Source organism: Candidatus Arthromitus sp. SFB-rat-Yit, assembly GCF_000283555.1.
Lineage (GTDB): Bacteria > Bacillota > Clostridia > Clostridiales > Clostridiaceae > Dwaynesavagella.
The window spans coordinates 439,108-452,176 of record NC_016012.1 but is presented as its reverse complement, the minus strand read 5'-3'; the positions used below and the strand labels follow the sequence as shown (position 1 = coordinate 452,176).

Sequence of the window (13,069 nt, the reverse complement as noted above, 5' to 3'; positions counted from 1 at the left end):
AATTCTTTTGTCGTTATCCTTTTAATAATCACCAAATTATTGTAGAATTTTAGATATAAATTAAAAAGGAGTCTTACAATGGAATTAAATAATAAAAAATCTGAACAAAATAATTTTTTACAATTAGGTAAATTAAAGGATGATATAAGACTCGAAGATTTCTTATCTAAGAGTTCAGAAGATATTATATCTTTTATAATAAATAACTATCATTCAAATATTAGACAGACAATTCCAAATTTAAATAAAAGTCTGTTAAAAATTATGGATCATCACATCCATGAATATAAAGATTTATTTTGGGAAATACACTCAATTTTTTCAAAAATAAGAGAAGTATTTGAAGGTCATTTGATATTAGAAGAAAGATTAATTTTTGATCCTATAAAAGAATTTCAAGAAGGAAAGTTTACAAAAGATAGCCCAGAATACAAATCAATGGAAAAATTTATAAGAGAAGCTGTTGATGAACATTATGTAATAGGTCCATCTCTTAAAAAAATATCTGATATAACAAATAACTTTGTAGCTCCAAAAAACGCTTGTGGTAGCATAACTAAATTTTACTTAGAATTAAGTGAATTTAAAAATGATGTTATAACTCATTCACAAATCGAAAATGTAATATTATTCCCAAGATTCATTAATTTGTAAAAACACATACAAAAAATATTAAAAATAAAAGAGGTATCACCCAAAAGTGATACCTCTATCTATAATTTGTAGTTAAATAACTACTTTCATCGTCCGTTAACTCAAAATATCTGTCATAATTTATTTGGTCATTTTTATCCTCTTCTTTAATAAGCATTCTCTTATCTCTGTGAAATAAAAAGTACATATACTCCCCATCTTCTTCAAACTCTATAAAAATTTCCTTTTGCTTTTCATCTAAATAAGTAATCTTAATTTCATATGGATCATTTATACTTTTTAATATATCAAACTTATCATACCCAACCATCTTAGCATAAAATACATTCTCATTTTCTTCACTAGGAATTATATCTGTAATTTTGTAATAATATCTAAGTGCGTATTCATCACCCTTATATTTAATATTTTTAATAATTATTTCTCCATCTTTAGCATCATACGGATTACTGTATGTAAAATTTGCTTCATATAACAAGTATCTGCTAGAACTATCTTTTTTATTAAAAACTTCATATATCTTAAAATTATATATTCCATTATCCAAATCACATTGAATTGACTGAGTACCATCACTAACTTCTACATTTTCAAGGACTAATTCCTTAGTTTGTTTATTTGTCACATCCAAAACTAAATTTCCCTTACCAATACAATAAATACTCACACTCAAATTACAAATTCTAAAATCATAATCAGCTTGAAAATTCTTTATTCTTATAACGGCTTGATTACTCATACATTTCTCCTTCTAAAATACATTTTTAGAATAATTTTTAATAGTTTCATTGTAATAAAAACCAAATTAAATTACAACCTAAAAACTTATCTTCGAGGTGTATAATGTATCAATTCTCCATCATCACCATATTAAGTCATCTTAACAGAACCATCAGTTACTAAATTCTCAAAATATATCATCCCTTTATTTATAACTTTCTTAGAAAAATCACCCCACACATTATAATGATTTATAATTAAATTTCTATTTTTTCCCATTCTCCTTCATCTATATGACATAAGGTTATCAACTCCACCTGTTAGTGAATAGTATTAACCAAGATAATATTCACTATTTTTATCTTTTAAATCTTTATCCATCCATTTAAAAGGACCCATATCTATCCCATGAGCATATGCAACATATTTATTTATAAAATCATTTCCACCCTCAGTTCCAACAATCATATCCTTTTCATTATTCAAATACTTAACTCTCTCAATTCTTGCATTTATATCTTCTTCCTCAGTCGTTATATGATTTTCAGAGTAATCATCAAACACTTCTCCAGTGCCATCTGTATCTAAGAACCACGTATTAAATTCTATACCTGTATCCAAAATTTCCTCAACTCTACTTCTCACACTAGGCATTGCAAGTTTTGGATTTAATTTTCTGCCTACTCCATTAAACCCTTCTATTTTCTCGCCTTTTTTGTTTGTAACAGTTGCTTCATCAAATAATGTTGTATCTTCAAATGTAGCAGTTAACCATTGCTCTTCACCGCTTTTATGTATTGAGTGATATGAATCATATGTTCCAATTAAGTATCCATATTCATTAGCATTTTCTACAAATTCTGATTTAGCAAAACCGGTTCTCCAGTCATCAAAATTTATTAAAAGATTTGATATTCCTGAATTTTTCATATCCTCTATAATATCTACTGTAACCGAATCTGCCCAATCTTCTACAGGATCAACCATATCTTTAAGTTTTGACTTTAAAACTTTTTTATTAAACTCTACAAGTTCGATTCCATTAAGATTTTCTATTCCTTTTTCTAAATCACTTTAAAAACTAATTTTATCTGTAAATATATCAGGATTATAAAAGTTTTTTAATAATAAAACATTACTAAGTATATTTATAGATTCAATTTGATTAAAATATTTCTTCCATGTTTCATCATCTGACGGTATCTTTTTACCTTGTCCAATAGTCAAAATATACTCATCACCCGAAATACTTGGCCAAATAAAATTATTGTCTTAACCTTCAATTGATACATTTATATACTCTTCCTTATTTTCAACTAAAATATTAATTCCTTCTTCTTCATAACTCCATAATATCTTACCATTTTCTTCCTTAAAGTTTGAAACTTTTCTTGAAGTTAGTTGATTTGATACATACTCACTAACCCCGTTTACATTAACCATTAAAGCAAAAGTTTCTGGATTTACTTCAATATCAAAATCCGATTTAAAATGATCTTTCTGCATGCTTAAAATTTCTTCATTACCAGAAATCTCCTTATTTATATTTAGATTATTACATGACATCATACCAAAAATAATAATTAATATTAAACATAATCTTTTCAATTAACTTCACCTCAAAAATAATAATATCGAGGTAATGTTACGCGAATGTTAAATTACATATCTATCTAATATTAATAAATCAATACTTATTTTTTTATTAGCGGTATACTTTATAGCATTAGTTAATAAATTCTCTAAAACAATATTTAAGTGATCCGTATTAATCAAAATATTAAATTCTCAATCAATCCATCAACTTTATCAATTTCACCGTGTATAATATCTGAATAAGTTCCATCATCAAATCCATATTCCTTGGGCATATACTTTTATAATAGACAAGGGGGTCTTTATCTCATGAGCAACATTACACAGCAATTCCTTTAATTTAAGATTTTGAGAATTTATTTCCCCATGAGCTTTCCTTAAACTATCACTCATTTGATTTATACTTCTAGATAAATCCCCCATCTCGTCACACATTTTTATACCTTCCGTCCTAAAATTTAAGGACTCAATATCCCTTAACAGATATTTTATATTTTTAATATGTTTTGTAATTATACCTATATTTACATTCACAAGTATCCAATTAATAAAGATAGAAAATAAACTTATTAATACTATAAATTTATTTATTATCTCAATTATTTCATTTACATCTGATAAAGTTGTTCCAACAACAAATATGTAATCATCTTTTTTAAACATTTTAGTATAAAATTTATACTTAACAATTTCTTGATTGTATATATTATTTACACTCGTTATATTTAATTTATTTATTGCATCCTCTGTAATCCAAAATTTATTTAGTTTTATATCTTTTTTAAAAAATGATGTAAAAATATACTCATTTAAAATATCAATATCCTCTATATTCTCCGTATAAACAATAACTGTAGATGTTTCTTTCTCTATATCACTAATTGTACCTAAAACGGTATTTATATCTTTTGAAGATATAATCTTATAAACCTCATCTAATAATTTTCTTTTTTCCAATATATAAAACTTGTCCATAAAAAATAAATTGCCTATAAAAACTCTATTCTTAATCTTAATCTACATCAACCTCCAAAGTATATCCCATTCCCCTATGTGTTTTTATGCTATTTTCCCCTATTTTGCTTCTAAGTCTTCTAATATGTGTATCTACTGTCCTATAATCTCCCTCATAGTCATATCCCCAAACTTAATTAATTATCCTATCCCTTGATAATATAACTCCCTTATTTCTTATAAAATAACTTAATAGATCAAACTCCAACTTAGTTAAATTTAAATTTTTATCATTTTTATACACCACTTTATCTCTTATATTAATCCTAATATCTTTAAAGCTAATATCCTTATCAAAATTTAGCAATTTATTTACTCTCATAATTAAAAATCTAATATCAAAAGGTTTCTTAATATATTCATCTATGTACCTACATACTTCATTTCCACTTAACCCAGGAATCATCCAATCCAAAATAACCAAATCTATTTTATTTGAATAAAATTTATCTATAGCATCCTCACCGTTAAATGAATAAATTACATCAAATCCCTCTTTTTCAAAATAAGTCTTGAGTATATTAACCAATTTTCTTTCATCATCTACAATCATAATCCTCATAAATAATTCCCCCTTTAAAATATCAAGTATTTTTTTAAATAATTAAGAAATACTAAGCTATTATTAAGTAAATAATTTGAGGTGATGAGATATAAGAAGTTTTGTTAAAATCTTATTTGTATTTGTAATTTTTACCTTATTTAAAAATCATCTATGTTTCTCAAAATCATTTAATGAACATGCACAAATTATATCATCTACTCCTTTAGCAATTGGAGTAACTCATAAAAATGAAATAATCTATAACTTTATGGGAAAACAATTTAATCACCAAAATATTAATTATATTGAAATGGATTTAAACCTAATAAACCAAACATACTCACTCATGTGTCATAAATCTCAAAACATAACAAATGGAAAATCCACATTAAATGATCAAGTTAATCAAGAACAAAAAAATGGAAATAATATAATCGGTGCAATCAATGGTGATTTCTTTAATATGTCAAGTGGTATTCCCGTATGTAGCAATTTAATAAATGGTGAAATTTTTTCAACCTCATTAACAAAAGATGAAGAAATAATGAGACCATGCTTTACAATATTTGAAAATAATCGTATTGATATAGACAACTATCATTTCACAGGATACATAAATTTAATAGATTCAAACTCCTATAAAACACAAATAAACATAGATTCAATTAACAGAAGTGACTATTTAGAAGATACTGTAAACATATTCAACTGCAAAGATAATGAAGCATCGACAATATTTCTACCAAACAATAAGGAAGATGCACTTATTATATCCATAATACCAAACAATAAAAACACTTCCTTTTACAATAAAAATTTAATATCAGGAAAAATCAAAGAAATAATAAACGATCCTCCAAACATCTATAAAATTAAAAATGATGAAATTATAGTAATTTCATACGACAAAAAAAAGGCACTATTTAATAATGCCTTTATCGATATGGATGTAGAAATAAATTTCGAAATACGAAAATCAAGTAACTATTCAACACCAAAAATTAAACATCTTCTAACAGGTCACGAATTTATACTCTACGATAACCAAATATTACCTCAAAATTATTTTTCAAGAACGTGGTCACAAGAATCGACTACTTCAAAAAACCACAGGACAGCTTTAGCACTCACAAATAGAAATACTCTTTTAGCCTTAACAGTTGACAAAAAAAATGATTTTAAAGGAATGTCGTTAGTAGAACTTGCCCATTTTTTAAAATCAAGAGGAGCATACAAAGCTATAAACTTAGATGGTGGTGGCTCAACATCAATGATGATTAGAGAACCTGGGATACATTCATTAAAATATACAAATCTCCCAAGAGAAAACCGTTTAATATCAAATTCAATTATGATTACAAACAAAATGCCCTATACTTTTGACATAGAAAACTTCTATTTTCATGATTCCCCAAAAATAAATTCAAACGAATCAAAAAAATTAAATTTTGTGTGCTACGACAAAAATTTCAATCCAATCGACGTATATATGTTACCAAATCTAAAACTTTCAAGCAATGTAGGTTACTTTGATTCAAATTATATATTTCATCCTATAAACATTCCATCTAAGGGAACAATAACAATTGAAGTGAATAATGTTATAAAAACTTATGATATCGAAATAAAATAAAAGACTAGTGCAAAATTACACTAGCCTTTTATTTACATTTTACTTTCAATCATTTTCCCAATATACTCTGCCGCATATTTTATGGATAAAGAACTAGTGTTTACACATAAATCATAGTTCAATCTATCTCCCCATTTATTTCCAGTTATAAATTGATAATACTTAGCTCTATTTTTATCTATACTTATAATTTGATTTTTCAATTGCTTTTCACTTAAATTTTCACCTTCAGGAACTCTCTCAATACATCTACTAATCTTTGTTTTCATATCTGAATAAATAAATATTCTAAATGGATTAAATTCTTCAAGTATATAATCTGCACATCTTCCTATAATAACACAACTAGATCTTTTTGCCATATCAACTAAAATATTATTTTGTTCTGCATAAACACTTACTTCTACATTTTCTGAAATAGGATTAAAAATTGCATAAAAACTATTTCCTATGGTAATAGGAAATGTGGAAATTGGTTTATCTTCAATAGCCTGAATATATTCTTCTGCAAGCTGTGTCTTTTTTGATATTTCTGTTATTATCTCCTTATCATAATATGCAATGCCTAAATACTCCGCAAGTCTTTTACCAAACTCTCTTCCGCCGCTTCCAAATTCACGACCTATAGTAATTATTTTATTCATGTCAAACACTCCTCCACACATTACCATAAATTTCTTACATATTAGTTAATATACATAAGGGTAAAAATATATTCAACTACGTAAAACTATGTTTGAGTAAGTTTCTTAAATATATCCTCAAATAATGGATTTTCAAACATATAATTCACAATCTGAATTATAATTTGTTCCTTGCCCATGTTATCTTTCTCTGATTTTTCAATTATTTCATATAAAATATGATTATATTCATCAGAACTTGGTTTGACATTCAAAACAGAATAATATAATCTCTCTATTATTTCATCATACCCAATATCTATCAAGATGAATTTTCTATCTAAGCACAAACTTCTTATAACATTTTTAAATGATTCCTTGTCATTTAAAATAGACTCTCTCATATTTTCAAAATCTTCTTTATTAATTTCCCTATTTACAGTATTTAACGAAATAACATTAAAATATTCATATAAATCTGAAATCTCTTCACGTTTATCAAATGAACCTCTATCATTTAGTATAATATTATCAAGCGATGTTATAGCATGTCCATTATCTAAATAAACAACATAACTTTGATTTTTAAGTTCAATATTAGTTACACCTGTAATTCCATTCAATTCATGATGAATATTAAAAGGTATCGTTATAGAACCATCTCTATGAAGTACTATAGTCAAATACCCTGATTCATAAACTTTTTCTACATTATCAAACCCATTAATATAATCAATTTTCTGTTTATTAAAACTACTTATCTCATTATCACTTTGTATATAATAAGAAACTTTTCCTTCAGTAGTCACAAAATAAGATTTGTAAAATTCGCCTTCACTATTTGAAAAATTACTAATAGTAATATCAGATATATCTCTCAAATACTCTTCAGGTGCTTTAAAACCATTTTCAATTATTGGTATTGCTTTATTGTCATAAGTTACAACATATAAATTATCCATTTGGTGTATAAATTTTTTTGCGTTCTTTATTGATTCTATAATTTTGGAAACCTTATTATAATCATCACCAAATCCCATCATAGTTCCATCTTTTTTTATAACCAATATCAAATTTTCATTAAAAATATTTACATCTTCTATATCTGATAAATTTTTTATGCTCATTATTTTGGAATTTCCAATATTAACAATACTTATATTACCTTGAACATCATATATCACAACTGCATTATCACTTAGAGCTTTTATATCTTTAACATTTTTAAAATCCCCAAATACTCTAGAATTTTTTATATCAAATGAAGATACTTTCCCATCTAATGTTAATAAAAATTTTTTATCAATCTTACTTATATTTTTTGATGTTTTAAAATTCTCAGAAGAAATAAGTTCATGTTCCCTAGTAAGTGCAAAAAAATCATCCTCATAAACATTAATAGATAGAAGTTTAGGCATATTTTCAGGAACTATATCTTTCATATTTCTATTTAATCTAACTAATTCCCCATCCTCATTTATTAAATAAATTAACTCCCCAGTATTATAACTGTTTAAAATCTCTGTTCCTATATTATTTTTAGCACCCGAAATCACATTAAAATTACTCATTAGTATAGCAATAAAACTTATCATGATAAGATTTTTTATTTTATTAATCATTCTACCTCCAAAAATAAAATAAAAATATTCACTTACTATATATGTTTAAAAATTAAAGAGCATGCTTACATTCAAGCATGCTCTTATTGGTTCTATATTAACAAAAATTTATATCCATTATAAATAGAATAATTACACAAATTTATATCATCTTTCAATCTTCTTCTACAATTAAAATCTATTAACGAGTAATTATTCCTTATAAACTCATCATCACATTTTATATTATATATTGATTCAACAATTAAGCTTTTTAAATTACAAATATTTATTTTTCTCGATACTCTATAATCAAAAAACCTATTTTTATCCGGCACATATACCTGTAAATAAACCATGTATATTCCCCCAAATTACTAATTTATCTTAATAAGATCCTTTTGAGATTTATATAAAATCGTTGCACTTCTATCATCATTTATAATCATACTTGCCCCATTTGAAATCAATAAATCTATTACCTCTGAACACTTCTCATTTACATTACTAGTTTTATATATAGATGTAATGAAATACATTTTTCTAGATTCCCTCTTCAAAATAGAATTAAATAACTCAATCATTCTATCATTACATGAAGATATTAATCCCTCTATATTACTTATAATAACAAAAACACTCTCGTCACTTATAGAATCCATCCAATTTATTAATTCTTCTACTTCATTTTCATTTAAATCTCGGTTTTGAAAAAAGTAAGATTTAATCCCTTTTTCTCCCACAGCTTTATTTATATCATACAAAACATCATCATTATTTTCCAAATCACATACAACACACAAATTATTATAATTATCTATAAAATCATTTAAATAACTATTTAAATTTTTCACTTGATCATTATCGTTATTATTCGAGTTATCTTCTTTAATTTCTTCACACTCTAATGCATCCATAATTTCTGATCCAAGATAAATTTTATTATTAACTTCATTCATATGCGTAAATAAACGCTTCAATTTATTGTTAAGATCAACGTCATTATTACTCATCATTGGCAAGGCTATTTGGAATTCAAGAATCCTCTCTCCTAATGAATCACTATAATTAACTATACCTCTTCCTTTAAATTTGGAATCTATCTTATAATCTTTTCCTAATATTTTTTTATATAGGGACTCGTCGTTAAATCTCAATACAAACTTATTATCAAAATACTCACTTAAATTAATTTCTGTGTTTCCATACTCAGATGAAGTTATGCAAACATAAATGCCATAAAATTTACCATCTCTTGCTATCATTCTGATAAATTTCATATAATCCCATTTATCATCTAAAATTTCCTGTATACTATCAATTGTTAAAACTATATTCGGTAGTTCTTCCCCAACTCTCAATTTATATTGATCAATTGTTGAAATATCTAAATTATCAAATATCTTTTTTCTAAGTTCAAATTCTTCCAATATTTTTCTAAATAAAGAATTAATCTCATTTTTTGTATATGCTATATTTTTAACATGTGGTGCATATCCGAAACAATCTGTATTTCTAGTATTAGGATCGACAATATATACATTTAAATTGCTTTCTTTATATTCACAACATAGAGAATAAATAAGAGTTTTAATAAGATTACTTTTACCTGTTCCAGGTGATCCAAATACAAATAAATTTCCTACATTTTTAAAATCCACACTTAAAAATCTTTGAACTTGATACTTCGGATCATCAACAACCCCAACTATTGCATCACAAGGCTTATCCGACTCAGTCCACATAAATCCATTAAAATTACTATTATATCCAGATAAATCATGAAGGCTTAAATATCTAAGTGAACTATTAAAAGGCGACATATTCACCATATTTATGTCAGATGAAAGATTTATAATTTCATTTATTATTTCATCCTCTTGAAGTACAAATTCATTTATTTCATTTGACCTTACGATTTTTTTATTAACAGTACCACAATTATTTACAAGTTCTATTCCTAATTGTTCTGTATGATCTTCAACATAATAATTTGAATATACATTTTGAACATTATTAACTACAACACTATCCGACAATCTTACATTAAATTTACCCGTAGAATTCGAATTTAAGGTTTCATTTTCTCCCATAATTTCAAATAAATCTTTAACATCGGATAACCTAAAACATATTTTAAAATCAAAATTATTTAAAATATTCTCTTTTTCAACAAATGAGCTAACACAATTAGAAGATACAATAATATGAATCCCTGTACTAAGCATTGATGAATACATTTGAGATAACTCATCTATAAAATTAATATCATCATCACAAACATCATCTATAACAATGACTAAATGTGAAATCACCGTAATATCTGAATAACTTTCATAGATGTTTAAATATGAATCTATATCTTTAACACCTATACTATCGAATAATTTTTGCCTCTTACCAACTTCATTTTTAATAAGATCTATCAATCTATTCTTTTCTGAAAGATCCTCCTTGTCCAAAATATCGAGGACATGAGGGAGATGTATAAAATTATTAAATTTAATATTGTAGTTTGATTTAACAATTATAAAATTCAACAAATTTGGACTTAAATTTATTGAATATGAAAGTATTATATTTTTCAATAGTTCAGTCTTTCCAACGCCACTTTCGCCAAATATTATTCCATTTATACCATCATGTTTTTCATGTATATTAAGCGTAAATACATCTTTTAAATCCTTAGTAGCAACTGGTATATTCAGAGAACTTAATAATTTATTTTTTCTCCATCTTTCTTCAATATTTAAATCTTTAACTGAAGAAATTTCATATAAATCATAAATTGATTTACTTTCAAATCCTTTAACCATTCCATCTGTAATTAATTTTATCTTAGATAATGCATTTGTGAACTTGTCCATATCAATCAAATTAGCAATATCACCATAGTCATAAGGTAAAACAACCTTCTTAATTCCATTTTCTCGGACATTATAAAGAGTCTGATCTTTTTCAGCCACATCAAGTATATATTTAAAACATTCAGGAATATCTTTTTTGTTAATTGTGAAAATTACAAAATGAATATTTAATGGACTTCCAACACTTTTTATATAATTTAAAAACTGATCCATCGGAATTGTAAAATTATAGAATAAGAAAACAATATAAGATGTTCTAAAAACGTACTTAGGATTTTGTTTTAGAATATTTTTTCTCTCTCGTATTATTTTGCGTAAATTATGTAAAACGTCAATTACTTCATCATCGTTTACGGCAAAATATCTAAAATCATTTTTATCAGAATAAGCATGCGGGATTAATTTTACAAAATTTATGTTTTCTTCATGATCTTTTGATGCAATTGTAACAATTTTTAAATCTTTATATGAATTATTGCTTGTAAGTTGCACTACAAAATTTTTAAATACATCATAATTTTTATGCATATCAGATACAACCGAAAGTTTATTTATCTTTTTAAGAGGTATGGTTATCGGTACTTTCTTAAGTATCTTATGGGAATCGAAAAGTTTATTATCTTTAGCATTTTCAGTTAAAATTTTTAAATTTCCAAAATAAGATTCACTTTGCCCTATTGTCAAGCTCAACAAATTATTTTCTCTACAAACCCTATTCCAAACATTATTATCAAAATTAATAACGCTTTCATAACAGTCAATAGCTTTTGGATATCTTTGGGATAAAGCTCTCACCCATTCTTCTTTAATCACCGATATTTCTTTAAATTTATCATTTAAATATGAATCGTACTTCTCTTTTTGCCTTGTATTATTAACTCTAAAATACATTAACAAACACAAAAGAAGTATAACAATCAAAGAACCTGCTGCCCCAACTATAATAGAATAAATATAACTTGCCTCTATATAATTGAAAGTCAAAACACAAATTACTACGCCTATCACACTTAGTGGAATTAATCCAATACATAAAATTTTCAAAAGATTATAATCACGAACAACAGGAGGATCAACTCGAAATTCTATAATTTCATCTAAATCCAAGTAAACCTTGCTATCATCCTCGACTCCTCTACTAATATTAGTAGATTTTATCATTTCCATTTCTTCAATATCATCATTAGAAAACTTTAAGCTAGAAGTTACTTTTCCATTTGGATTATTTACAGCAATATAATCCCCTAAATAAACGATCTTGAGCCCATAAATAAAAATTATATCTCCAAATAAAACTTTTCCACTTAAAGTCTTTATATTATTTAAATAACATCCTCCAGCATTGCTTATAAGCTCTGCACTATTTTTCTTAAAATTTAAAATAATATGGTAATCTAATAAATTAGAGTTAGAATATGTGATATCTGCATAATTATTTTTCCCAATCTTTATCTGTGAAATCCCGTTTAACTTACACTTATAAAAACTACAACCTAAAAAATCCTCATACTGTATAAATAAAATAACCTTAGATTTATCCCCAATTAAATCACAGATAATTACATCTCCATCTAAAATTAATTTTGAATTTAATTTTTGATCTTTATAGATGAGTTCAAATTCATTAAAAGGTTTTAATATATAATTCCCATTCTCATATTCAAAATGAAATGAATAATTTCTAGAAAATAAAGTTATATCTTTATCCAATAAAAATTCAATAGAACTATTTTGGAAACTTTCAATATCCCATTCTATAAATTTATTTTTATAGAAAACATAAATTTTTACCCTTTTCATAATCCCCTCTTAAAAAT

13 protein-coding genes and 1 pseudogene are annotated in these 13,069 nt (G+C 25.4%); 2 read left to right on the top strand and 12 right to left on the bottom strand.

Annotated features, from left to right (window positions below; translation table 11 throughout):
* Positions 1–78: 78 nt before the first annotated feature.
* The gene (locus RATSFB_RS02120) at positions 79–654 is read left to right on the top strand and encodes a hemerythrin domain-containing protein (protein WP_014094403.1); all 576 of its coding nucleotides are present in this window, start codon (positions 79–81) and stop codon (positions 652–654) included.
* A gap of 55 nt (positions 655–709) precedes the next feature.
* Here the strand turns inward: RATSFB_RS02120 and RATSFB_RS02115 are convergent, their stop codons facing one another.
* The 8 genes and pseudogenes from RATSFB_RS02115 to RATSFB_RS02095 all read right to left on the bottom strand — a co-directional run bounded on the left by RATSFB_RS02115 (position 710) and on the right by RATSFB_RS02095 (position 4,546).
* The gene (locus tag RATSFB_RS02115; RefSeq protein ID WP_014094402.1) at positions 710–1,393 is read right to left on the bottom strand and encodes a hypothetical protein; all 684 of its coding nucleotides are present in this window, start codon (positions 1,391–1,393) and stop codon (positions 710–712) included.
* Between the two features lie 131 nt (positions 1,394–1,524).
* On the bottom strand, positions 1,525–1,653 hold the full coding sequence (locus tag RATSFB_RS07525; RefSeq protein WP_256359018.1) for a hypothetical protein: 129 nt from the start codon (positions 1,651–1,653) through the stop codon (positions 1,525–1,527).
* 54 nt (positions 1,654–1,707) lie between these two features.
* Positions 1,708–2,361, bottom strand: a complete 654-nt coding sequence (locus RATSFB_RS07305) for a glycoside hydrolase (RefSeq protein ID WP_044035505.1) — start codon at positions 2,359–2,361, stop codon at positions 1,708–1,710.
* 87 nt (positions 2,362–2,448) lie between these two features.
* The gene (locus tag RATSFB_RS07350) at positions 2,449–2,601 is read right to left on the bottom strand and encodes a hypothetical protein (protein ID WP_158309318.1); all 153 of its coding nucleotides are present in this window, start codon (positions 2,599–2,601) and stop codon (positions 2,449–2,451) included.
* 45 nt (positions 2,602–2,646) lie between these two features.
* Positions 2,647–2,982, bottom strand: coding sequence for a hypothetical protein (locus tag RATSFB_RS07300; RefSeq protein WP_044035504.1), 336 nt, complete (start codon positions 2,980–2,982; stop codon positions 2,647–2,649).
* Positions 2,983–3,222: 240 nt separating this feature from the next.
* On the bottom strand, positions 3,223–3,945 hold the full coding sequence (locus RATSFB_RS02100; RefSeq protein WP_014094401.1) for a HAMP domain-containing histidine kinase: 723 nt from the start codon (positions 3,943–3,945) through the stop codon (positions 3,223–3,225).
* Between the two features lie 37 nt (positions 3,946–3,982).
* Positions 3,983–4,105, bottom strand: a pseudogene (locus RATSFB_RS07455) (winged helix-turn-helix domain-containing protein); the annotation flags it as partial.
* Between the two features lie 12 nt (positions 4,106–4,117).
* Positions 4,118–4,546, bottom strand: coding sequence for a response regulator transcription factor (locus tag RATSFB_RS02095; RefSeq protein WP_014094400.1), 429 nt, complete (start codon positions 4,544–4,546; stop codon positions 4,118–4,120).
* Between the two features lie 250 nt (positions 4,547–4,796).
* On the opposite strand from RATSFB_RS02095, the gene RATSFB_RS02090 reads away from it, so the two are divergent.
* A complete protein-coding gene (locus tag RATSFB_RS02090; protein ID WP_014094399.1) occupies positions 4,797–6,161 on the top strand; it encodes a phosphodiester glycosidase family protein in 1,365 nt (454 codons plus the stop codon).
* Between the two features lie 32 nt (positions 6,162–6,193).
* Here the strand turns inward: RATSFB_RS02090 and RATSFB_RS02085 are convergent, their stop codons facing one another.
* The 4 genes from RATSFB_RS02085 to RATSFB_RS02070 all read right to left on the bottom strand — a co-directional run bounded on the left by RATSFB_RS02085 (position 6,194) and on the right by RATSFB_RS02070 (position 13,052).
* Positions 6,194–6,805 (bottom strand): AAA family ATPase, encoded by a 612-nt coding sequence (locus RATSFB_RS02085; protein WP_014094398.1) that lies wholly within the window; start codon positions 6,803–6,805, stop codon positions 6,194–6,196.
* An 86-nt stretch (positions 6,806–6,891) separates the two neighbouring features.
* The gene (locus tag RATSFB_RS02080) at positions 6,892–8,406 is read right to left on the bottom strand and encodes a hypothetical protein (RefSeq protein WP_014094397.1); all 1,515 of its coding nucleotides are present in this window, start codon (positions 8,404–8,406) and stop codon (positions 6,892–6,894) included.
* A 92-nt stretch (positions 8,407–8,498) separates the two neighbouring features.
* Entirely contained in the window at positions 8,499–8,744 is a 246-nt protein-coding gene (locus RATSFB_RS02075) for a hypothetical protein (RefSeq protein ID WP_044035503.1), read from the bottom strand.
* An 18-nt stretch (positions 8,745–8,762) separates the two neighbouring features.
* The gene (locus RATSFB_RS02070; RefSeq protein WP_014094396.1) at positions 8,763–13,052 is read right to left on the bottom strand and encodes an FtsK/SpoIIIE domain-containing protein; all 4,290 of its coding nucleotides are present in this window, start codon (positions 13,050–13,052) and stop codon (positions 8,763–8,765) included.
* Positions 13,053–13,069: the final 17 nt, after the last annotated feature.

Coding starts and splice junctions, on each gene's coding strand:
- RATSFB_RS02100 (WP_014094401.1), bottom strand. CDS start 3,945: ATGGACAAGTTTTATATATTGGAAAAAAGAAAATTATTAGATGAGGTT.
- RATSFB_RS02090 (WP_014094399.1), top strand. CDS start 4,797: ATGGGAAAACAATTTAATCACCAAAATATTAATTATATTGAAATGGAT.
- RATSFB_RS02075 (WP_044035503.1), bottom strand. CDS start 8,744: ATGGTTTATTTACAGGTATATGTGCCGGATAAAAATAGGTTTTTTGAT.
- RATSFB_RS02080 (WP_014094397.1), bottom strand. CDS start 8,406: ATGATTAATAAAATAAAAAATCTTATCATGATAAGTTTTATTGCTATA.
- RATSFB_RS02070 (WP_014094396.1), bottom strand. CDS start 13,052: ATGAAAAGGGTAAAAATTTATGTTTTCTATAAAAATAAATTTATAGAA.
- RATSFB_RS02095 (WP_014094400.1), bottom strand. CDS start 4,546: ATGAGGATTATGATTGTAGATGATGAAAGAAAATTGGTTAATATACTC.
- RATSFB_RS02115 (WP_014094402.1), bottom strand. CDS start 1,393: ATGAGTAATCAAGCCGTTATAAGAATAAAGAATTTTCAAGCTGATTAT.
- RATSFB_RS02085 (WP_014094398.1), bottom strand. CDS start 6,805: ATGAATAAAATAATTACTATAGGTCGTGAATTTGGAAGCGGCGGAAGA.
- RATSFB_RS07305 (WP_044035505.1), bottom strand. CDS start 2,361: ATGGTTGATCCTGTAGAAGATTGGGCAGATTCGGTTACAGTAGATATT.
- RATSFB_RS02120 (WP_014094403.1), top strand. CDS start 79: ATGGAATTAAATAATAAAAAATCTGAACAAAATAATTTTTTACAATTA.
- RATSFB_RS07525 (WP_256359018.1), bottom strand. CDS start 1,653: ATGGGAAAAAATAGAAATTTAATTATAAATCATTATAATGTGTGGGGT.